Annotated in this window: 12 protein-coding genes, 2 tRNA genes and 3 rRNA genes; 9 read left to right on the top strand and 8 right to left on the bottom strand. The window is 45.8% G+C overall.

Annotation, left to right across the window (positions count from 1 at the left end):
- The first annotated feature begins 112 nt into the window (after positions 1 to 112).
- The 8 genes from AC59GT_RS00815 (at position 113) to AC59GT_RS00780 (ending at position 13,217) form a co-directional block, all read left to right on the top strand.
- A complete protein-coding gene (locus AC59GT_RS00815) occupies positions 113 to 1,462 on the top strand; it encodes a sensor histidine kinase (protein ID WP_497235872.1) in 1,350 nt (449 codons plus the stop codon).
- Between the two features lie 14 nt (positions 1,463 to 1,476).
- On the top strand, positions 1,477 to 3,567 hold the full coding sequence (locus AC59GT_RS00810) for a cellulose biosynthesis cyclic di-GMP-binding regulatory protein BcsB (RefSeq protein ID WP_497235871.1): 2,091 nt from the start codon (positions 1,477 to 1,479) through the stop codon (positions 3,565 to 3,567).
- 53 nt (positions 3,568 to 3,620) lie between these two features.
- Positions 3,621 to 5,459 (top strand): glycosyltransferase, encoded by a 1,839-nt coding sequence (locus AC59GT_RS00805; protein ID WP_497235870.1) that lies wholly within the window; start codon positions 3,621 to 3,623, stop codon positions 5,457 to 5,459.
- The gene (locus AC59GT_RS00800) at positions 5,456 to 7,021 is read left to right on the top strand and encodes a hypothetical protein (protein ID WP_497235869.1); all 1,566 of its coding nucleotides are present in this window, start codon (positions 5,456 to 5,458) and stop codon (positions 7,019 to 7,021) included. Before AC59GT_RS00805 ends, AC59GT_RS00800 begins: the two co-directional genes overlap by 4 nt.
- A gap of 177 nt (positions 7,022 to 7,198) precedes the next feature.
- Positions 7,199 to 8,290 carry an AAA family ATPase gene (locus AC59GT_RS00795; RefSeq protein ID WP_497235868.1) on the top strand — a complete coding sequence of 364 codons (1,092 nt, stop codon included), beginning with the start codon at positions 7,199 to 7,201 and terminating at the stop codon, positions 8,288 to 8,290.
- A gap of 151 nt (positions 8,291 to 8,441) precedes the next feature.
- Positions 8,442 to 9,116: a cytochrome b/b6 domain-containing protein gene (locus tag AC59GT_RS00790; RefSeq protein ID WP_497235867.1), complete on the top strand. Its 675-nt coding sequence runs from the start codon at positions 8,442 to 8,444 to the stop codon at positions 9,114 to 9,116.
- 525 nt (positions 9,117 to 9,641) lie between these two features.
- A complete protein-coding gene (locus tag AC59GT_RS00785) occupies positions 9,642 to 12,440 on the top strand; it encodes a type ISP restriction/modification enzyme (protein WP_497235866.1) in 2,799 nt (932 codons plus the stop codon).
- Positions 12,441 to 12,446: 6 nt separating this feature from the next.
- Complete coding sequence (locus tag AC59GT_RS00780) at positions 12,447 to 13,217, top strand: HNH endonuclease (RefSeq protein ID WP_497235865.1); 771 nt, start codon at positions 12,447 to 12,449, stop codon at positions 13,215 to 13,217.
- A 319-nt stretch (positions 13,218 to 13,536) separates the two neighbouring features.
- On the opposite strand, the gene AC59GT_RS00775 is transcribed toward AC59GT_RS00780, so the two are convergent.
- From AC59GT_RS00775 to AC59GT_RS00745, 7 genes are all read right to left on the bottom strand, one after another.
- Positions 13,537 to 14,163 (bottom strand): hypothetical protein, encoded by a 627-nt coding sequence (locus tag AC59GT_RS00775; RefSeq protein ID WP_497235864.1) that lies wholly within the window; start codon positions 14,161 to 14,163, stop codon positions 13,537 to 13,539.
- Positions 14,164 to 14,255: 92 nt separating this feature from the next.
- Positions 14,256 to 14,603 carry a hypothetical protein gene (locus tag AC59GT_RS00770; protein WP_497235863.1) on the bottom strand — a complete coding sequence of 116 codons (348 nt, stop codon included), beginning with the start codon at positions 14,601 to 14,603 and terminating at the stop codon, positions 14,256 to 14,258.
- Between the two features lie 371 nt (positions 14,604 to 14,974).
- Positions 14,975 to 15,086, bottom strand: a 5S ribosomal RNA gene (rrf, locus tag AC59GT_RS00765).
- Between the two features lie 136 nt (positions 15,087 to 15,222).
- Positions 15,223 to 18,102: ribosomal RNA gene (locus AC59GT_RS00760) — 23S ribosomal RNA — on the bottom strand.
- 225 nt (positions 18,103 to 18,327) lie between these two features.
- Positions 18,328 to 18,404 (bottom strand) — tRNA-Ala (locus tag AC59GT_RS00755).
- Positions 18,405 to 18,415: 11 nt separating this feature from the next.
- Positions 18,416 to 18,490 (bottom strand) — tRNA-Ile (locus AC59GT_RS00750).
- A 166-nt stretch (positions 18,491 to 18,656) separates the two neighbouring features.
- Positions 18,657 to 20,178, bottom strand: a 16S ribosomal RNA gene (locus AC59GT_RS00745).
- Together the 16S, 23S and 5S rRNA genes with 2 tRNA genes alongside form the textbook arrangement of a ribosomal RNA operon.
- Before the next feature lie 788 nt (positions 20,179 to 20,966).
- On the opposite strand from AC59GT_RS00745, the gene AC59GT_RS00740 reads away from it, so the two are divergent.
- Positions 20,967 to 22,472, top strand: a complete 1,506-nt coding sequence (locus AC59GT_RS00740) for a methyltransferase RsmF C-terminal domain-like protein (protein ID WP_497235862.1) — start codon at positions 20,967 to 20,969, stop codon at positions 22,470 to 22,472.
- Here AC59GT_RS00740 and AC59GT_RS00735 read toward each other — a convergent pair.
- Positions 22,383 to 23,111: a LytR/AlgR family response regulator transcription factor gene (locus tag AC59GT_RS00735; protein ID WP_497235861.1), complete on the bottom strand. Its 729-nt coding sequence runs from the start codon at positions 23,109 to 23,111 to the stop codon at positions 22,383 to 22,385. The genes AC59GT_RS00740 and AC59GT_RS00735 overlap by 90 nt on opposite strands.
- Position 23,112: the final 1 nt, after the last annotated feature.

The following is a 23,112-nucleotide window of genomic DNA, read 5'->3' as shown; positions in this document are numbered from 1 at the left end:
ATCATCAAGATAATAACGAGCAGCTGATTTAGCAATTTACTTGTGCCTGTATGGAGTATTGTTTTTTTCAAACCTGTATATGCAGTTAACTGATCGGAAATTTTTATAACCTATGTTTGTTCAAATATCCAAAGAGGAATATAAGAAGGAAATCCTTAAAAAGGCGTGGTACCAAACCAATAACATTATTTGGTCAATAATTTTCCTGTACCCCATCTTTAGCATAATCGACTTTATTTACGCCAACAACATTTGGTTACAGTTTCTTATCGTACGCATAATAACCGTACTTATTATACTTGGTTTGTACAACTTCTTTCAAACCAAAAAATACAACTATCGCCTGCTGTTGCATATCGCGTTTTTTCTGCTCTCTGCAACTTCCGCCATTTTGTGCAACGTAGTAAATATTCAGGATCAGCTTATTTATTTTCTTACCTACTCTGCAATTCTATTATTTTTTAACCTGCAGGTGTTTTGGGAGCCTGTAAACTCAATTATACAAACACTTGTGGCCATCTTGCTGCTGGCCCTATTTTATAAATTGTTTAGCGAATACACGCTGGACCTTGTTGTTCAAAACGGAGGTAACTTCTTTTTTGTTATCGCATTTATATCGTGCCTAATTCCAAATGCCCGGTACAAGGTAATGGCTCGTGACGTTCGTTCGCAAATATTAATCGAGAAGTCAAACGATCAGCTAAAAGAGCAAAACCGCGACATTAATGAAAAGAACAACATCATTGATCGCCAGTATGAGCAACTGCGCAAGCTGGATGATCAGAAAAACAGTTTTATAAACATCGCCGGACACGACCTGAAAAACCTAATTGGCCAAATAACGATGAGCAACAACATGCTCCGCGAGGAAGATTATCGCCTTAGCACCGACCAAAAAGAGTTTAGCAACTTTATAGCCGAATCGGCCGATAAGATGCTTTACATGCTGAACAAGCTGATGGACGTTAAGGAAATTGAGTCGCCGGAGATGAAGTTTAACATGGAGATATTTGACGTAAACTCCGAGGTAACGCACGTGTTTAGAGGCTTACAGGAAACTGCCCAGATGAAGAACATTCACCTGGTAGATAATATACTTAAACTGCCGCTTAATGTTAAATTAGATAGGGTATTCACCGGGCAGGTGTTTCAAAATTTGCTATCAAACGCCATTAAGTTTTCGCAAACAAATAACAATATCAAAGTTGTTACCAGCCTGCAGCGACAGAAATTTGTTTTCGAGATAATTGATGAAGGGGTGGCTATAGGCCAGCAGGAACTTGATATGATGTTTAACAAGCTTAAAACGCTTAACGATGCATCGTCTGGCAACGTAAAGAGCCGCCTTGGGTTAGGCCTTTCTATTGCCAAACTCATGACCAAAGAACTTGGTGGTGAACTTACCTACCGTAGTGATGATAACGGTAACTATTTCAGAGTAGAATTTTACGTAATAAACTAACAGATACCAATCGGATGAATAAGAGATTTTTTACCTTTTTAGCTTTTATACTTTTAAGCAGCGCTACTTTCGCGCAGAGTATAATCTCGTTTAAAGCTATGGGCCATAATGATGACGAACCTATTTTCGGCATGAGTGGCGCCACTTCCTTTTATTTCAAGATAACACCTCAGTATGAAATAAACGGCAGCAAGCTTGTTTTGTATTATGAGCCGTCGCAGGCATTGCTGCGCGATAAATCTTACATTAACGTATTCATCGGTTCTAAGCCGGTTTTCAGTGGGCGTTTAAATGCAGATTCTATCCAGAAGATAACACTTAACCTCACCCGTGCAGATGTATCTCCTGATAACTTTCTTAAAATCACCGTTAAAACACTGCTAACCATTACCGATGACCAGTGCCGCGACCTGGACAACCCGGCTATGTGGCTTAAGATTAAAAACTACTCATACCTGTCGCTTATAAAAAGCAACAAAAATTTCTTTAATAACATCAACATAAGCAACTGCTTTGATTCTAAACTAGCAATTGTATACCCGTCTAACCCAACCCTGCATGACCTTAAAGCGGTAGCCTGGGCGTATTCGCGTATGAAAAAGACGCAGCAAAGAAGCATTGGCGTGTACGAAGCGGGTAAACTGCCAGACAGTATTAAGAACTACATAATGGTGGGTAACGTGTCGTCGTTCACGGCAGACAAGCGCCCGCTTATAAAGGTCACTCCTCAAAAAGGCCAAGGATTGTTTTACCTGCACAAGGCATTAAGCACCACTACCGATACCATAACCCGTATGGTTGATATTGGCGGCAAGTTTAAACCTGTAAAGACAATTGCCCAGGAAGTTGTGCCTACCGAGATATTATTTGTTACCGGCGGCGACGATACCGGTTACGAAAAAACCATTACTGCGTTAGGTAACATGAATATTCTGAACTCGACCTTTGGTGATTTTCTGCTGGTGAACAAGGCGCAAAACCAGTTCTTTAAAACCATTGACGAGAACCGCTCCAAATTGTCGCTTAAGCAAATTGGCGGCGTAAGCGATTTCCTTTCAGGTATAGGCTCGCTTAAAAGTGCCTTCAACTTTAAGAACTCCGATTTTAGCTTTACACCAAAAGAGGTAGAGATACGCATAGTAGGTAATTACAGCAGCCTTAACCCGGGCGACCGTGGCTTCTTTAACATCTACCTGAATGGTTTATTGCTCAGCAGCGAGAAGTTAGATGCATCAGGCAAACTAAACACTACTGTAACCATTAACCGGTACCAGCACCACAAATACAATACGCTGGAGGCCGAGTTCCGCTTTTACCCTAACAACGGTAATTGCAAGAACAGCTTTACCAACTTCTTTGCGGAGATTGATGTAGACAAATCATACCTGGAATCTAAGAACCCTTTTATCACCAGCGATCTTAGCTTTTACCAGTACCCGGAAGCGTTTAACAATGGCACTACCAAAATTGTGGTATCTAAAGATTACGCCAAGTACGCTGCCGGCGCAATGGGCGAGATTATCTATGAGTTGAACAACAACATCAACGCTAATAATTTCCCGGAATTTGTTTACTCTGATAATATTCAGGTAAGTGACCTTAAAAAGAACAACATTATTGCGCTGCTCTCTAAGGACGATAAGCTGTTCAAGAACAAGGAATTCCCGGACGCGCCCATACAGTTCGACCGCAATTTCCGCCTGTACAATACCGATAACAACACGGTTGTTTACTCCCTATCCGACACTACTTCAAACGGTTTAGCACAGATATTTTACGGCCGCAGCAACAACGCTACGCTGGTATTAACAGCAACAGGCAAGCATCTGGCCGACGCGTTCCTTTCGGCTTCGCGCTCGATAACCGAGCAGCTTTCTACTTTGAGCAGCAACGTATGTATATCTGATGTGAATGGTAACAAGTACCTGTTCAACATCAATAAATCGAGCGAAAACCTGGAGTATATTGATACCAAGAGCGCACTTACCCGCTTTTGGGACAATTACAACCTGTACATCCTATTAGGTATCCTGGTGCTGATATTACTGTCGTTCCTGTACATTCGTTCGAAGGTTCAGAAATCACAGGAATTGTTTAACGATTAATGTACAGCACAACTGTGTACATTAACTTAACAAACGACTAATTTTTCATGCGTATGTCTATTCCTGAATTGCTGATCAAAGACGGCTTTATTACAGCAGATGACCGTGAAAAAATTGAAAAGCATTCTAAAGAGTCGGGGCTGTCTTTTATAAAGATAGCCCTTACACTCGGCTATATCTCCCGTAAAAATTACGAGCGGTCTCTGATTGAGGCTGGCTATGCTTTTTCGCCCATAAGAGATCTGCCTTATGATACCGAAGTATTAAGCAAAATAGATCTGTCTTTTGCAAGCGAGCGCATGGCGTTACCCCTGCGGATAGAAAACGGCAAGGTTGTGGTAGTGATGGCCAACCCTGACGATGATCTTTTTATCGACTTTATAAAGTTCACTTATGATCTTGACCCGGATATAATCATCGCGTCGGATCTTGATATTACCTGGCTGAGCAACAAGCTCATTGGTGAGAAATATGTAAAATCATCAGTTTTTGAGTTGCTCAAGCGCGATCCGGATAGTTCAGCTATTGTTACCTTTTCGTCGCCGCAATTGGTTTTTATATTTACGTTGATAGCCGTTGTGGCAATAGGACTGGTGTTAAGCTTTAAGAACACGTCTATCATCATCAACGTCATCATCAGTTCCTTCTTTTTGGTGGCTATTATCTTCAAGTTATTCCTGGCGTTGGTGGGTTCGCGCTTCGAGCTGCACCAGGCAGTAACCAAAGACGAGCTAAAGCAGGTGGTAGATGATGAGCTACCTATCTACACCATTCTGCTGCCGGTTTATAAAGAAGACAAGCTAATAAAGAAGTTAATTTGGAACCTGCAGGCACTTGATTATCCGCGCCATAAGCTGGACGTAAAGCTGCTGATTGAGGAAGACGATGACAAGACGCTGAATGCCGTGCGCAACCTCGATTTCCCTGCGATTTTCGAAGTAGTAGTAGTACCGTTCCACATGCCTAAAACAAAGCCAAAGGCTTGTAACTACGGCCTGCACTTCGCGCGTGGCAAATACCTTACTATTTATGATGCTGAAGACATTCCTGATACTGACCAGCTGAAGAAAGTAGTTTCGTTGTTTGGTAAGCTTCCGTCGGAATACATTTGCGTACAAAGCGCGCTGAACTATTTTAACCGTAATGAGAACTTTCTTACCAGGATGTTCACCCTGGAGTATTCCTATTGGTTTGATTACATGCTGCCAGGCCTGGATACTCTGGATATCCCTATTCCGCTGGGCGGCACCAGTAACCACTTTAAACTCGCCGAACTAGTTGAACTTGGCGCCTGGGACCCCTTCAACGTAACAGAAGACGCCGACCTGGGTGTGCGCGCTTATGCCAAAGGGTACAAGATCGCCATCATCAACTCCACTACTTACGAAGAGGCAAATAACGAACCCTTTAACTGGATCCGTCAGCGCTCTCGCTGGATAAAGGGCTACATGCAAACCTACCTGGTTCACATGCGTAATCCTGCGGCTTTGTGGCGAGAGATAGGCTGGAAAGGGTTCCTCGGTTTTAATTTCTTTATCGGCGCTACACCGGTGATCTTCCTGGTATATCCGCTGCTGCTAACTTTCTTTATTTGCTACATAATATTCGATCTAACAAGCATTCGTACTCTTTTCCCGGATTGGGTGCTGTTCATGTCTATTTTTAACCTGATGGTTGGTAACATCCTCATGATTTATGTAAACATGATGGCAGTATTCAAGCGGCGATATTACGAGTTGATATTGTTTGCTATTGCCAATCCTATTTATTGGTTGATGCATAGCATATCAGCCTATAAAGGGCTTTATCAGCTGGTTGTTAATCCCTTTTACTGGGAAAAAACCAATCACGGTTTAAGCAAGGTAAATAACCCTACAAACGTTGTAAAATGAGAATCAGCAGATCGGCAAGCCTACTGTTCCTTAGCGTTATACTGATGGTGTACTACCTGGTGGCGGGTATATATCTTAACAACCTGGGCTACTACAATCACGAGTCGTTGTTTTACATAGAAAAGGCGCGTATAGTTTTTGATGGCGTCGGTGCACGTCTAAAGGTAATGGGCCTTACCGCACCAATGATACCGTTCCTTACTACCTTTTTCTTCACGTTTATCAGCTATACGCTTGCACCCGTGCTTGCTTCGGCCATTGGCACGGCGGTATTGTTTTATGTAAGTGCAAGTACCCTTATCCGCCGCCAAAGCGACGACTTTTATATGTACCTGCTGCTGGCCATGTTCCTGTTCCATCCTGGAATTTTGTATGTAGCTTGTTCTGGGAAAAGCATCTATCTCATACTGATGTTCTTCTTCCTGTTCTTTTTAAACCTGCTCAAGTTTTACCGCAGCAACACCACTTTTCACGTGTCAATTGCCAGTATATGTCTGGTAACCCTCATCTTCTGCGACTATCGGTTCGTTTGGCTTACACTGTTCTTTTTACCGCTGGTACTGGCCATTACTCTACACAGCCTTAACCTGGGCGAGCAGGAGAGCATCTTCCGCTTGTTCCTGAGCTTTAACAGCCCTAGCCTGAGGCGTAAGCTTACCAACAAAACTTTCGCGCTGTACATCATATTATTCGCGCTGCCGCTGGTAGCCGTACTTTGCTATAAACTACTGAACCTCACCCACGCCAGCGACTTGAACTACTTTAACGAAAGCCCCTATGCCACCTGGAACGTACTGGTAGATAAGCTCAGTTTCGACCAGCAGACTACTAACGCCAATTACCAGATTCCCGAGCTTAGCCTGCTGCTCTCTGCCCGCGTTATCCTGTTCTGCCCTATGATACTCATCGCTATTTACCTTTTCCGCGAGAGTACCTACCAGGTGCTTACCATACTTACCCCGTTTGCTTTTATAGAGTTCCTGCACCTGAAGTACGACAAGGTATACCTGGGCTACCAGTACTACCTCATCTTTTTGATGCTGGCTTTCCTGGGGGTTATGGTAAAATTACATACCGTAAAGAACCAAAAAGCCTTCCGCATTATGATGGGCGCATTAATGGCACTGCAGCTTTACACCGGTTGGTACTTCCTGGCGCACAGCAGTTTGCCGGAAGAACGCAACTTCATGACGGTACTTACCACCCGCACTATCGACGAAAGCGAGACCCAGAATGCCGACGTTGCCAACTACATCAACAGCCTGCCTGATGATGCCCGCATAGTGGTAGACGATGCCACCGCCTACTCCGTAGTGGCCTTTGTGCACTCAGCTAAGATACATACGCTCACCATGCCGTATCAGCCTAACTTCTTGAGTGCCTTGGAGTCGCCAGACAAGTATGCCGACTACATTGTGATAGCCACTGCCAAAAACGCCGTTACCGGTTACACCCAGCTCAACAACCGCTACCTCACCAGCATTAAGCAGAACATCCCCCAGCTGCAGTTTAAAAAAGTGTACGAGACCGACGACTGGATCATCTTCCGCGTGGTGAAATAGTGTTCAAAAGTGTTCAGGTTTTTTTGTGTTGCGCGGGGTTGAACACTCGTTTAAACCTTTAAAAACCACACTTTTATGCAGCTATAAGTTTTGCTAAATACAGGTTTATTTGTATTTATACAATTTTTTCTGTATATTTACAGCTCTCGATTTTACACCTCCCAAAACTTACCCTTCATGCCTGCATCTTATTACGAACCCCTCGAGGGCTCCGAACGCCCTGCTATTATTAACCAGATACGCGACGAGATCCGCCGCGGCACCAAACGCCTCCGCAAACACGGGCTCGACCCTACGGTGTATACCGACCCTTCCCGCTCGCAACTGCTGGTGATCAAAACCGGCGACGAGTGGATGCGGCAGCAACGCAACAAACCCGCGCCACGCCGGCTGTTTGGCGATTTCTGGTTCGAGCACGAGCTGTGCATTATGTTTGCCGATACCAACCTGGGCAAAAGCGTGCTGGCCGTGCAAATAGGCAGCAGCCTGGCCCTGCACACCGCCGTTGGCCCCTTTGCCAACGAACTTACCCAGCCCGCCCGCGTGCTGTATGTAGATTTTGAACTTACGGCCAAACAGTTCGAACAACGGTACCAGCACCCCGTGGCGGGCAGCCGGCACTTTGGCCACACTTTTTACCGGGCCGAACTTAACCCCCGGGCAGATAACCCCGCTTTTTACGACGACCGCAACGCCTACATCCTCTCGGCCCTGGAGGGTGCCATTACCCGCACCAATGCCAGCGTGCTGATCATTGATAACCTTACCTGCATCCGCAGCAGTACCGAACGCGCAGCCGATGCCCTCCCGCTGATGCAGCAACTAAAGGCACTAAAAACCACCTACAAGCTCAGCATACTGGCGCTGGCCCATACCCCCAAGCGCAACACCGCCAAGCCCATTACCGTGAACGACCTGCAGGGCAGCAAAATGCTCATCAACTTTGCCGACAGCGCCTTTGCCATAGGCCAAAGCCAGCGCGACCCATCTAAACGCTACCTCAAGCAAATAAAGCAGCGCAGCGCGCAGCAGCAATACGGCGAACAAAACGTATACACCGGCTACCTGGTAAAAGAGCTGAACAACCTGAAATATGTGTTTGATGGCAACAGTACCGAAGACGAGCACCTGCAAAAACGCACCCGCGCACTACAGCAGCAGCAAGCCCTGGAGCTGCACCGGCAGGGACACGGTTACCGCCACATCAGCCGTGTACTCGGCATCAGCACCGGCACAGTAAGCAAACTGCTTGCAGGGCATACCGACTAACAAGCCTAACCAGCATTAACTAGTTTTCTTAACGCTTGCCCTACTAAGCCTGTCGAAGCACTACTACCACCGCATGGAGTGAAATTTTAAAACAAAGTTTATCTTTATTTCATTCATTGCTTTAATATAAACCCCCAAGCCCCCCTTGTTTATGTCAGTTATACAACCTTCGCGAACCAACCCCGCCAACGTAACACAGCGTAAAAGTTACTCCCAGCCTTTGCGCTTATGGCACTGGCTAAATTTTATTGTTATCAGCGGCTCGCTTATTACGGTTCTCATTAATTCTACCATTACTGATGACCGTACAACATCAGGCATTATAAAAGGTGAATTACAAAAGCAGGGTAGTAGGGTTACTGACGACCAATTGCGCCCTGCAGTACACGCCCTTAGCGACAGTGTATGGGCCATACACATCTATTTTGGTTATGCATTGGCCGCACTGCTGGCTTTCAGGCTAGTACTCGAATTTTTCCAGCTTGCCGATCAAAAGTTTATCCGCCAACTCAAAAGCGCCTATCACAAGTTCCAAACCGTTAAGGCCGGGCGGCAGGTTGGCCGGCATGAATTTACCGTGAAGCTAATTTATGGCGCCTTCTATCTGCTGCTGTTAATAATGGCACTCACGGGTTTATTTTTAGCGTTTGAAGATGCACTTGCTGCCTACAAAAGCATGCGCCACACCATAAAAGAAATACATGGTTTTTGCATGTATCTCATTATTGCGTTTATAGTAGTGCACCTGGCAGGTGTTTACCTGGCCGAACGTAAGGATGGTAAAGGCATTGTATCAGATCTGATCAATGGCGGCACAGCGCAGTAAGTGCTGCCTGTCTACTTTAACGAGAGCTGATCACAACTCTTTAGATTGCCATATTGAAATGACCACAAGCGGAGGCATCTGTTGTCGCGGCATCCCTTTTTAGTTACCTTCATATTTGTTACCTTGCTTTACTTTAAACCTGTCCATGACCATTTCCCAGTATATTGAAAATCTCCGTTCCCGTTTCAAGACCGGCATCGCTACCGAACATACCTACGCGGCGACCTCCAAGCACTTTTAGAAAGTATTGCAGAGGGGGCTAGTGTCACCAATGAGCCTGCCCGAATTAAATGCGGTGCACCCGACTACATTATTACACGTAAAGATATTCCTGTCGGTTATATAGAAGCAAAGGACATTGGTAAGGACATCAGGCATAAGGATTACAAGGAGCAGTTTGACAGGTACAAGAAGTCGTTAAATAACCTCATCATAACCGATTACATCCAGTTTGACCTATTTATTGATGGCGAATATAAGACGTCGGTAAAGATAGCCGAGATAGCGGGTCACGACCTGAAACCTTTGCCCCAGCACTTCGATGAGTTTACAGCATTTATCAAAAGCTTTTGTACGCATATAGGGCAAACCATCAAGTCGTCGCAAAAGCTTGCTGTAATGATGGCTGACAAGGCAAAGCTGCTTTCGCAAACTATTGAGAATGCACTAAACAGCGACGAGGAAACAGAGCAGAACAGTTCTCTTAAAGAGCAAATGTACGCCTTTAAGGATATACTCATCCACGATATTAAGCCAAAGGACTTTGCCGACATTTATGCGCAAACCATTGCTTACGGTATGTTTGCTGCGAGGTTACATGATACTACGCTGAACGATTTCTCGAGACAGGAAGCTGCCGAACTGATACCGAAGACCAACCCTTTTCTGCGTAAGCTCTTCCAGTACGTAGCCGGATATGACCTGGACACCCGTATCGTGTGGATAGTAGATGCGTTGGCAGATATTTTCAGGGCAACCGACGTTGCCGCTTTGCTGAAGAATTTTGGCAAGGCCACGCAAATGCAAGACCCAATTATCCATTTCTATGAGACTTTCCTTGCCGAGTATGACCCCGCCCTACGTAAGGCACGCGGTGTTTGGTACACGCCCGAACCGGTGGTGAACTTTATTGTACGGGCAGTTGACGATATCCTGAAGACGGAGTTCAACCTGCCGAACGGCCTTGCCGATAACAGCAAGATAAAGGTTAAGCGCAAAGTGATGACCAAAGCCACTGCCGACCAACGCTCTGTAATGAAAGAGAAAGAGGTTGATGTAGAGGTGCACAAAGTGCAGATACTCGACCCGGCCACGGGCACGGGCACTTTTTTGGCTGAAGCCATCAAACATATCTACAAGCGATTTGCAGGGCAGCAAGGTATTTGGAGCAATTATGTAGAGAACCACCTAATACCGCGCCTGAATGGTTTTGAGTTGCTGATGGCCAGCTATGCCATGGCGCATTTAAAGCTAGACCTGCTGCTGGCCGAAACAGGTTACAAGTCTACCAAAGACCAGCGCTTCCGGGTGTACCTGACCAACTCGCTGGAAGAGTACCATGCCGATACCGGTACCCTATTTGCCAACTGGCTGAGCAGCGAAGCCAACGAAGCTAACCACATTAAACGTGATACGCCTGTGATGGTAGTGATGGGTAATCCGCCGTATAGCGGCGAAAGCGCCAACAAAGGCGAGTGGATAATGAATCTGATGGAAGATTATAAGAAAGAGCCTGGCGGAGTCGAAAAACTAAAAGAGCGCAACCCTAAATGGATCAATGACGACTATGTAAAATTTCTACGCTACGGTCAACACTTTATTGAAAAGAACGGCGAGGGCGTTTTAGCTTTCATTAATCCTCATGGCTTTTTAAATAATCCGACGTTTCGCGGAATGCGTTGGAATTTGTTAAAGACCTATGATAAAATCTATACCGTTGACTTGCATGGCAACTCAAATAAGAAAGAAGTCAGTCCTGACGGCACGCCAGACGTAAATATTTTTGACATTCAACAAGGTGTTAGTATCAACATTTTTGTGAAGACTGGCAAAAAACAAACCGGCACTTTGGGAAAGGTGTTTCATCACGAATTATACGGTAAACGCGAGTCGAAATATAGCTTCCTTTGGGATAATTCACTTCACAGTGCGTCGTTTCAAGAAATCTTTAATGCGAGCCCTAATTATCTTTTCACATCTCAAGATCAACACACCAAGTTGATATATGATAATGGGATTTCAATTAACACCTTTTTTCCCCTTAATTCAGTAGGTATTGTTACGGCTCGCGACAACTTCACTGTTCATGAAAAAAAGGCAGCGGTAAGAAATACAATAGAAGAATTTTTAAGTCTTGACAATGAATCTGCCCGAATTAAGTTCAACTTGGGCAAAGATGTTCGGGACTGGTCTGTTGATTATGCTAAAAAAGATCTTAAGCAATCAGGCCCCGACTTTGATAAGATAGTACCCATTTCTTACCGTCCATTTGACAAGAGATTCACCTACTTTACCGGCCGTTCTAAAGGATTTCTTTGTATGCCAAGAGGCGAAGTAATGAAGCATTTTATAATAGGAAATAATGCAGGTCTCGTTACGGCTCGTAGTAACAAATCTGATACTTGCGATCACTTTTATATCACTAATTGCATCATTGAGGCTAAATGCGGTGAAAGAAGTACACAATCTGCTGTCTTTCCGCTTTATTTATATCCGCAAAAAAGCGGTCAACTGTCAACAGACCAAGTAGCTGAACGTACTCCCAACCTCAATAAGGATATCGTTCAAAAAATAGCAAAACAACTAGCCTTAACTTTCACCAACGAAAAAGAGCAGGTTGAAAACAATTTCGCGCCGATAGATCTGTTAGATTATATCTACGCGGTACTGCACAGCCCCACCTATCGTGAAAAATACAAAGAATTCTTAAAAATAGACTTCCCGCGGGTGCCTTACCCTAAAGATTCCACCAAGTTTTGGCAACTGGTAAATTTAGGCGGCGAGATACGGCAGCTACACCTTTTAGAAAGCAGCGCCGTAGATAACTACATAACCACCTACCCCAGGGATGGGGATAACGTTGTGGTCGCGCCAAAGTACAGCGATGGCAAAGTTTACATCAACACCAACCAGTACTTTGACGGCGTGCCCGAAAGCACCTGGAACTTTTACATCGGCGGCTACCAGCCCGCACAAAAATGGCTTAAAGACCGTAAAGGCCGCGAGCTGAATTTTGACGATATACTCCATTACCAGCGCATGATCGTAGCACTTACAGAAACACAAAGGTTGATGGTTGAAATTGATAAAGTGGGGTTAGAGTAACAGGCAATGAAACAATGTATTTGGTGTCGCGGTACGGAACAAGAAACCTCGTTTCTAAAAATAGCGCACACTATTCCACAAAGCTTAGGTGGGCAAAAGACATGCAAAAATGTTTGTGACACTTGCAATAGCTTTTTTGGTAATTACAACAACAAAACTCCGCCAGTAGAAACTGTTATTAAGGAAACCTTTAACATAACTAGGGCACGATTACTTTCAAGTTTAGGGCACGTAGGGAAAAACAAGGCACTAGCACGGTTTAAATCGATATACTTCAACGTAGATTTTAAAAGGGGCAAAATTTCTATTAAGCCAAGCTATGACATCATTCCAAAATTTCAATTTAACATAGCTCGCCAACTAAAAAAAGGAATTTATAAAATTTTCCTTGAAGAAACAGAACGCCAAAATGAAAATGGCTTTGATGAAAAATATGATTTCATTAGGGATTTCTGCTTAAGGGATCAAGGCGACTACCCTCTCTATTACTTCGAAAGACTAATAGGTGCAGTAATGATATCAGAAGATTGGATCAAAAACCCACAGTTATTCTTCAGCGACAGCTTTAAATACTTAATATTTACTGAAGACTTTTTTGAATTTGAACTACTAGGACATGTGTTTGGTATTGCTGTAAACAAATCAGCTCAGGAGAGGTCTGAAGAATATCTGGAAAGGACTATTAGTGCCAAGAAAAGGTTTTTTCGACAGGTTACGGAAGTCAGACGGTTTGATGACATCGACCTTGCATTAAGTTTATTTGACAAAGATAACTAGCCATTAGTTATCCCTCAACGCTCGGCCTACCACCCTCGCTACCGCAAGCGTCCCTGCTTGTGGTTCGGTGACAGGTAAACGATTCGACAACATCTTAGCACTACCAATCCTACCTAAACCCGATAGCAGCGGGTACCGGCCTTGTGGCTAAGGCCTGTGCGCGTATGAGCGCATAGCGGGGCTGCCGTTCCGTACGGAGTGGTGCAGTACCTTTTCAAAAGAAAAATGTTCTGGATGGTGTTTCGGCAATGGTTTGCGCGGGAGTTGGTGCTTGAGGAGGCAGCATCGGGATGTGTACTATTCAGGGGCTGTATGGCGGTTATATGCCCGTTGAAGTGGTTGGGTGCAGGGGCGCGGGTATGGGGCTGGTGTAAAGCCGCAGGAAGAGGAGGATGAGCGGGATGTTGGTGAGCAGGGCGGGTACGTCGGCAGTTTGGGGCAGCCAGTGTATGCTAAAGTTTTCGGCGGCGTAACGGCCTGCGTAGGGCAGCAACAGGGTAAGCGTGCCGAGTACGGCAAAGGCGCGGTAATAGCTGCGGACGGGTTTGCTGCGCACAAAAAAGAACGCCGCATACATGCAGGTGTTTGTTAAGATACCCAGGATAAGCATGCCCTGCATACCCCCGGGTACGGCAAAGTAGCGCTGCACCGTGAGCACATACACCACCGGCCAGGTAATGCGCAGGGCAATTATGGCTATAACGGTAAGGCGGATCCACAATGGTTCGGCCGCGTTGCGTAGTACCCGGCAAAGGCCAATGATGAGGATGTACGAAGCCAGGCCCATCACAAATAGTATAAGGAACTGGTTTGCCGCTAAAGCCGCCGCTACACTTGCGAGCGCTGCCGTAAACACGTTAAACGCCAGGTAACCCAACAGCTGGAACGCCAGGCTAAGGCATGCCAGCAGGAGATAGAATAAGGCCCAGGAGCGTTTCAGGATCATGCCCCTAAAGATAGGCGATAGTGCCCTAAATACAAGCGCCCCTCATCTGTGCAGATGAAGGGCGCCTGGTAGTTTTAGTGAATTGTATTGTTTTAGAAGCGGCTGCCGCTTGTGCTGTCGTCGTCATCGTCAACATCTTCGCGGTCGCTCAGGCCGCCATCGTCTTCGGGCTCGTCTTCGTCGTCCACGTCAATGTAGTCGTCATCGGCATCCACATCAGCCAGCGGATCAGCGTCGGTATCCAGGTCGTCGTCCAGGTCAGCTGTTTCGGTATCATCCAGATCGTCCTCATCATCGTCGAACAGGTCGTCATCCTCGGCGTCAGTCATGGCACCGGAAGAGAAGTCGGCATCCTGCGGCACCGAAAATGGGTTTTCAGCACCGGGATAAGTAGCGGTGTGGTTATCGTCGGTGAGGTTAAAAGTGTTTGAAGTTTGCATGGTAGTTTTGTTTTGTAAACACGATAGGTCAAAACCAATGCCGAAAGCAGGAGATTTTAAGTTTTAATTAAAAATAGTTTGGGAAGGGTCTTCGATGGCGTACAAGTCTTCGACAGGCTCAGACTGACAGCCGGGTTAATATACTTGTCATGGTGAGCTTGTCGAACCATTGCAATGCGGCACAGGTAAAGGAAGGTGGTACAGGTCTCCGACAGGCTCAGACTGACAACCGGATTAATATACCTGTCGTGGTGAGCTTGTCGAACCATTTGGCAGGGGGTAGGGTGTTCGACGGGCTCAGACTGACAGGTAAAGAACCTTTTATAAACAAAGAAACCCCCGATGCTTTCGCACGGGGGTTTAACTTTAAGATTTGGCACCGACCTACTCTCCCACATTTTACTGCAGTACCATCGGCTCTGGCGGGCTTAACTTCTCTGTTCGGAATGGGAAGAGGTGGACACCGCCGATATAGGCACCTGAATATTTTAATAGTTTGCAGTTTTGAGTTGCAGTTTGCAGTTATACTAACCGCTTGATGCTACTGTTCACTAAACAAACAATGACATATTATTGAAAGAAGTAATCTGTAAGAGAAAACAACAGCAAATTCTTCTGTTAGAGAAAGCTTCGGATAATTAGTATTACTCGACTTTGATGTCACCACCTTTATATCTGTAACCTATCAACGTAGTAGTCTGCTACGATCCTATAAGGAAGTCTCATCTCATGGCTAGTTTCGCACTTAGATGCTTTCAGCGCTTATCTATTCCCAACGTAGCTACTCTGCAGTACACCTGGCGGCATAACAGATTCACCAGAGGTTAGTCCAACCCGGTCCTCTCGTACTAAGGTCAGCCCCATTCAAACTTCCAACGCCCACAACAGATAGGGACCGAACTGTCTCGCGACGTTCTGAACCCAGCTCGCGTGCCACTTTAATGAGCGAACAGCTCAACCCTTGGGACCTTCTCCAGCCCCAGGATGTGACGAGCCGACATCGAGGTGCCAAACCTCCCCGTCGATATGAGCTCTTGGGGGAGATCAGCCTGTTATCCCCAGCGTACCTTTTATCCTTTGAGCGATGGCCCTTCCATGCAGAACCACCGGATCACTATATCCGTCTTTCGACCCAGCTCGACTTGTCTGTCTCACTGTCAAGCAAGCTTATGCTATTGCACTCCGCGTACGGTTACCAAGCGTACTGAGCTTACCTTTGAAAGCCTCCGTTACCTTTTTGGAGGCGACCACCCCAGTCAAACTACCCGCCAAACAATGTCCCCGACATTATCGGGTTAGACACCAAATACAGAAAGGGTGGTATTTCAACGTTGGCTAACCTACTCCTAGCGAAGCAGGATCACAGCCTCCCACCTATCCTACACATCCTGTATCCGATATCAATGTTAAGTTGTAGTGAAGGTGCATGGGGTCTTTCCGTCCCGTTGCGGGTAACCGGCGTCTTCACCGATACCACAATTTCACCGAGCTCATGGCTGAGACAGCGCCCAGATCGTTACACCATTCGTGCAGGTCGGAACTTACCCGACAAGGAATTTCGCTACCTTAGGACCGTTATAGTTACGGCCGCCGTTTACCGGGGCTTCGATTCAATGCTTCGCCTTGCGACTAACATCCCCTCTTAACCTTCCGGCACCGGGCAGGTGTCAGGCCTTATACGTCATCTTTCGATTTTGCAAAGCCATGTGTTTTTGTTAAACAGTCGCCTGGGCCTTTTCACTGCGGCTGATATTGCTACCAGCGCCCCTTCTCCCGAAGTTACAGGGCCATTTTGCCGAGTTCCTTAGCCATGATTCACTCGAGCACCTTAGGATTCTCTCCTCGACTACCTGTGTCGGTTTACGGTACGGGTTTTTATAACCTGAAGCTTAGCGGGTTTTCTTGGAAGTCTGATTACCTGAACTATCACCTTACCCGAAGGCTCAGTGTACTATCAGCTTTCAGCAAGTCTGGCGTACTTAACTACCAAACCTATACCTACGGCCTTTAACGAACTATTCCGTCAGTTCGCGTCAGTGTCACTACTCCGTCACCGCATCGCAGTTATAAAAAGTACTGGAATATTAACCAGTTGTCCATCGGCTACGCCCTTCGGCTTCACCTTAGGCCCCGACTAACCCTGATCCGATTAGCGTTGATCAGGAAACCTTAGTCTTTCGGTGGGCGGGTTTCTCTCCCGCCTTATCGTTACTTATGCCTACATTTGCTTTTCTACACCCTCCACAGTCAGTTGTCCTTCCTGCTTCACCGCATGTAGAATGCTCCCCTACCAGTACACTAAAAGTGTAATCCATAGCTTCGGTATAACGCTTAATGCCCGTTTATTATCCATGCCCGATCGCTCGACTAGTGAGCTGTTACGCACTCTTTAAATGAATGGCTGCTTCCAAGCCAACATCCTAGCTGTCTGTGCAATCGGACCTCGTTAGTTCAACTTAGCGTTAATTTGGGGACCTTAGCTGATGGTCTGGGTTCTTTCCCTCTCGGCCATGGACCTTAGCACCCATAGCCTCACTGCAGTGTATATTATACAGCATTCGGAGTTTGTCTGGATTTGGTAGGATTTGACTCCCCCGCACCCAATCAGTAGCTCTACCTCTGTATAACTTTACCACCACGCTGTTCCTAAAAACATTTCGGGGAGTACGAGCTATTTCCCAGTTTGATTAGCCTTTCACCCCTACCCACAAGTCATCCGGAAACTTTTCAACGTTTATCGGTTCGGTCCTCCAGTACCTGTTACGGCACCTTCAACCTGCCCATGGGTAGATCACAAGGTTTCGCGTCTACCTCCCCTGACTATACGCCCTATTCAGACTCGCTTTCGCTTCGGATCCGTGTCTTAAACACTTAACCTTGCCAGGGAAGAGTAACTCGTAGGCTCATTATGCAAAAGGCACGCCGTCACAGAACAAGTCTGCTCCGACCGCTTGTAAGTACACGGTTTCAGGTTCTATTTCACTCCCCTGTTCGGGGTTCTTTTCACCTTTCCCTCACGGTACTGGTTCACTATCGGTCTCTCAGGAGTATTTAGCCTTACCGGATGGTGCCGGCAAATTCCCACAAGGCGTCTCCGACCTCGCGGTACTCAGGATACCACTATCCTATTATTACTTACCCGTACGCAACTCTCATGCTCTATGGTGGGCCTTCCCATGCCCTTCCGGTTCATTTTAATATTCATGTTGTGGTCCTATAACCCCGTATATGCCGTAACATATATGGTTTGGGCTTCTTCCCTTTCGCTCGCCACTACTCAGGAAATCACTGTTGTTTTCTCTTCCTCTGCTTACTTAGATGTTTCAGTTCAGCAGGTTTGCGCATTTATGCAACTATTCTTCAAATAGTTAGGTTTCCCCATTCGGAAATCTGCGGATCAATTTATATTTGCTAATCCCCGCAGCTTATCGCAGCTTATCACGTCCTTCATCGCCTCTGAGAGCCAAGGCATCCCCCGTGTACCCTTTCTTACTTTCTTCTAATATCATTGCCGCTTTTGCTCGGCACGATACGTTTTTATTATTCGAGATGTCTCTCTTTTAATTCCGCTCGTATTGCTACTCGCTTCATCGTCCAGAAAAGACTCCCTACTGTTGTCTTCTCTTTCATTTTACTTCTTCCAATATGTCAAAGAACTTTACCCAATATGATATCGCTATCATAACTTGCATTATATCCTATCCCTCTCAGGAAACGGTGGGTGTGGTGGAGAATAACGGATTCGAACCGTTGACCCCCTGCGTGCAAGGCAGGTGCTCTAGCCAGCTGAGCTAATCCCCCTTTCAGATGTGTAGTCCCGAGCAGATTTGAACTGCTGACCCCTACATTATCAGTGTAGTGCTCTAACCAAGCTGAGCTACAGGACTGTCTTTTACCTACAATCTTGCCACTCGTATGGCGCACCACATGATGGCTTCATCTTCCGGGTTGTTTTTTTTGAGATCTTATTTAGAAAATTAATGCAGGTAACAGCCTTTCAGTGCTGTTATCTTAAAGAATACTTATTGCTTAAAGTTTGGGATAATGCTCCAGAAAGGAGGTATTCCAGCCACACCTTCCGGTACGGCTACCTTGTTACGACTTAGCCCCAGTTACCGACTTTACCCTAGGACGCTCCTTGCGGTTACGCACTTCAGGCACTTCCAGCTTCCATGGCTTGACGGGCGGTGTGTACAAGGCCCGGGAACGTATTCACCGCGTCATTGCTGATACGCGATTACTAGCGAATCCAACTTCACGGGGTCGAGTTGCAGACCCCGATCCGAACTGTGAACAGCTTTTGGAGATTGGCATCCTGTTGCCAGGTAGCTGCCCTCTGTACTGCCCATTGTAGCACGTGTGTAGCCCCGGACGTAAGGGCCATGATGACTTGACGTCGTCCCCTCCTTCCTCTCTATTTGCATAGGCAGTCTGTTTAGAGTCCCCATCATTACATGCTGGCAACTAAACATAGGGGTTGCGCTCGTTGCGGGACTTAACCCAACACCTCACGGCACGAGCTGACGACAGCCATGCAGCACCTAGTTTCGTGTCCCGAAGGACTAGAGCGTCTCTGCTCTATTCACTAACTTTCAAGCCCGGGTAAGGTTCCTCGCGTATCATCGAATTAAACCACATGCTCCTCCGCTTGTGCGGGCCCCCGTCAATTCCTTTGAGTTTCACCCTTGCGGGCGTACTCCCCAGGTGGAATACTTAACGCTTTCGCTTAGACGCTGACCGTATATCGCCAACATCGAGTATTCATCGTTTAGGGCGTGGACTACCAGGGTATCTAATCCTGTTTGATCCCCACGCTTTCGTGCCTCAGCGTCAATCACACTTTAGTAAGCTGCCTTCGCAATTGGTGTTCTGTGACATATCTATGCATTTCACCGCTACTTGTCACATTCCGCCTACCTCAAGTGTATTCAAGCCCATCAGTATCAAAGGCACTGCGATAGTTGAGCTACCGTCTTTCACCCCTGACTTAATAGGCCGCCTACGCACCCTTTAAACCCAATAAATCCGGATAACGCTCGGATCCTCCGTATTACCGCGGCTGCTGGCACGGAGTTAGCCGATCCTTATTCTTACCGTACATTCAGCCTCTTACACGTAAAAGGGTTTATTCCGGTACAAAAGCAGTTTACAACCCGTAGGGCCGTCTTCCTGCACGCGGCATGGCTGGTTCAGGCTTGCGCCCATTGACCAATATTCCTTACTGCTGCCTCCCGTAGGAGTCTGGTCCGTGTCTCAGTACCAGTGTGGGGGGTCATCCTCTCAGATCCCCTAAACATCGTAGCCTTGGTAAGCCGTTACCTTACCAACTAGCTAATGTTCCGCATGCCCATCTTGTTCCTATAAATATTTGATATCATTGTGATGCCACATCGATATTTTATGCGGTGTTAATCTCTCTTTCGAGAGGCTATCCCCCTGAACAAGGTAGGTTACATACGTGTTACGCACCCGTGCGCCACTCTCATCAGGAGCAAGCTCCCAAATCCCGTCCGACTTGCATGTATTAGGCCTGCCGCTAGCGTTCATCCTGAGCCAGGATCAAACTCTCCATTGTAAAATGTGTTGTTTGTATCCAGACCCTATTAAACTCAATCAATAGAAATCTGTAAAAAAAATATTCTCTTACATTATCCCATCGCTCTTCAAGCTTCTTCTTTTCAGTATAACTAATCCCGTGGGACCGTTACGCTGCATTCTAATCTTCTAATCTCTTTAAGAACTTTTCGCTTCTCCTCGCGGTTCAGCATTTATGTTATTGCATCATTGCGACGCTTAACTTTAATCTTTTGTTTTTCCCGGAAATCGCTTCCGGCTTTTTAACGTTATTTTTCAAATCTCGTTTCCGATTTTTTCTCCCTCGTTTTGGGACTGCAAAGGTAGAAAAGTTTTTTATTTCTGCAAAAATTATTTTTTAATTTTTTTGCCCTTTTCCGTTTCCTTATTTCAATTAACTACCGCAATTTCGTTGCCTCATTTGCGGAGTGCAAAGGTGCAAATAATTTTAACTCCTGTCAAGTGATTTTTTCACTTTTCTTAAACTAATTTTTATTTGCTAAACCTTCAAAAAACGACGCCCTTTCTATTTGAGCGGATACAAATGTAAAGAGAAACACCCTCTCAACACAAAAGAATTTTAAAATAATTAAAACAAAACATAACTCGTTGTAAACTAATATTAAACAACCCCAATTACTGTTGTAACAAGGCCTACATGGGCGCCAAACTAAGTTCTCCATCTCGAAAAAATGGCCTAAAAACGCGTAAAAAGCCACATCTAGCTCGAAGCGGCTTCTGAAAACGCCGGAAAAAGGAGCTGCTTTTTTGTGTAAGTTTGATGTTGATATGGAAAAAAACATCTTTCCGCCGCACTTTTTAGATTCGTTAGCCGGCGAGCGGGGCTTCGAAATACAGAATTTTGTTGATGCACATGCTACTGAATCATCTTTAACCTCCATCAGGCTTAATCCATTTAAACCATCTAAAACCAAAACAGGGCAACAGGTGCCTTGGTGTACAGATGGTTTTTACCTGGATAGCCGCCCATCTTTTACATATGACCCGCTGTTTCACGCCGGATGTTATTATGTACAGGAGGCGTCATCAATGTTCATCGGCCATATATTAAATACTATAAGGCCAAACAAGGACGAACCCATAAAGGTGCTTGACCTTTGCGCAGCGCCAGGTGGAAAAAGCACGTTGCTTAATTCGGCATTGCAAAGCAGTGATCTGTTGGTGGCAAACGAGATTATAAAAACACGCGTACCTATATTAACTGATAACCTAAGCCGGTGGGGAACGAGCAACGTAATAGTTACCAATAACGATCCACGGGATTACTCCCCATTAAAAAACTTTTTTGATGTGGTATTGGTAGATGCCCCTTGCTCAGGATCAGGAATGTTCAGGAAAGACCCCGATGCCATGAGCGAGTGGAGCGAAGCAAATGTAAACCTTTGCCATCAACGGCAGGAACGTATACTGGCAGACATCTATCCGGCCCTTACAGAAGACGGCTACCTTATATATAGTACCTGCTCTTACTCGCACCAGGAAAATGAAGATATACTGGACTGGCTATGCACAACATTTGAATTGGAGACCGTACGTATACCTATATATAAGGAGTGGGGTATTGTAGAAACGCAATCGCCAAACGCAAAAGCATGGGGATACCGGTTTTACCCGGGCAAGGTTCAGGGCGAAGGTTTATTTGCAGCCTGCCTGCGTAAGCGCGAAAGCAGCGCCGGGCAAAGCAACTACAAAAACAATGCCCAGCAAAAGTTACCTGCTAAAGAAATGGACCAGGTCAATAGTTACCTTGAGAATCCAGATAGTTTTTACCTGTTTAAGGTAGCTGAGGACTGGTTGGCCATAAACCGCGAGCATAAAGAAAGCCTGAACTTGCTGCACCGGCATTTATATATAAAGAAGTCTGGCGTGCGTATTGGTAAGCTTGCCGGTAAAGACCTCGTTCCCGATCACGAGTTGGCACTCAGTTTACTTATTAATAAGAATGCTGTATTATCTACCCCGTTAAACAAGGAGCAGGCGATACAATACTTGCGCCGGGACAATATTGATATAGTCTCCAATAATAAAGGATGGAGTTTGATGACGTACGAGGGGCATGCCCTTGGATGGGCCAAGCTATTGCCGAACAGGATAAATAATTATTATCCAAAAGAAATAAGGATAATGAGCACCCTAACCTCTTACCCCCCCCAACCCCCTGAAGGGGGAGCAGCATCAATTACGCTAGATATTCTTCCCGTCAATTACTCTGAAGAACTCGTCGCGATAGGTGTCGCCCACCGGGATGATCTTGTCGCCTATAAAAATCCGTGAGCGCTCTATACTATCTATTTTATTGATGGCAACAATATAGGACTTATGTACACGCATAAAATGCCTATCAGGCAATGCATCTTCCATCTTTTTCATACCCTGGAGTGTGATAATGCGCTCGCCGGGTGTAAAAATCGAAACGTAGTCCTTTAATCCTTCTATAAATAAGATATCGTGCAGGTAAACCTTTTGGATCTTATGCTCTGTTTTCACGAATATAAAGTCCGTCATGAAATCATCCTGCTGCACAGGCTCTGCCGTTACCGCAACCGGTTTGGCAACCGGGCAGATAATTGATTGCGCTTTTTGCGCCGCTTTGTAAAACCTGTCGAAAGCAATAGGCTTCAACAAGTAGTCAATCACATCAAGCTCGTACCCTTCCAGCGCGTACTGCGGATATGCTGTAGTTAATATAACTTTTGTTTTGCCATTGGCGATACGGAGAAACTGTATGCCGGTGAGTTCGGGCATTTGCACGTCAAGAAAAACCAGGTCAATACTACCGTCCTGCACCATGGTAAGTGCTTCTATGGGGTTAGTGGTTGCTTTTACCAGCTGAAGGAAAGGCACTTTGGAGATATAGTCTTCCAGTATGTGGAGGGCCAGCGGCTCGTCGTCAACTACAAGGCATTTAATCATG

It is taken from the genome of Mucilaginibacter sp. 320_HR, from assembly GCF_059691875.1.
Note: the sequence above shows the minus strand (reverse complement) of the source record. Positions and strands in the feature narration are given on the sequence as shown.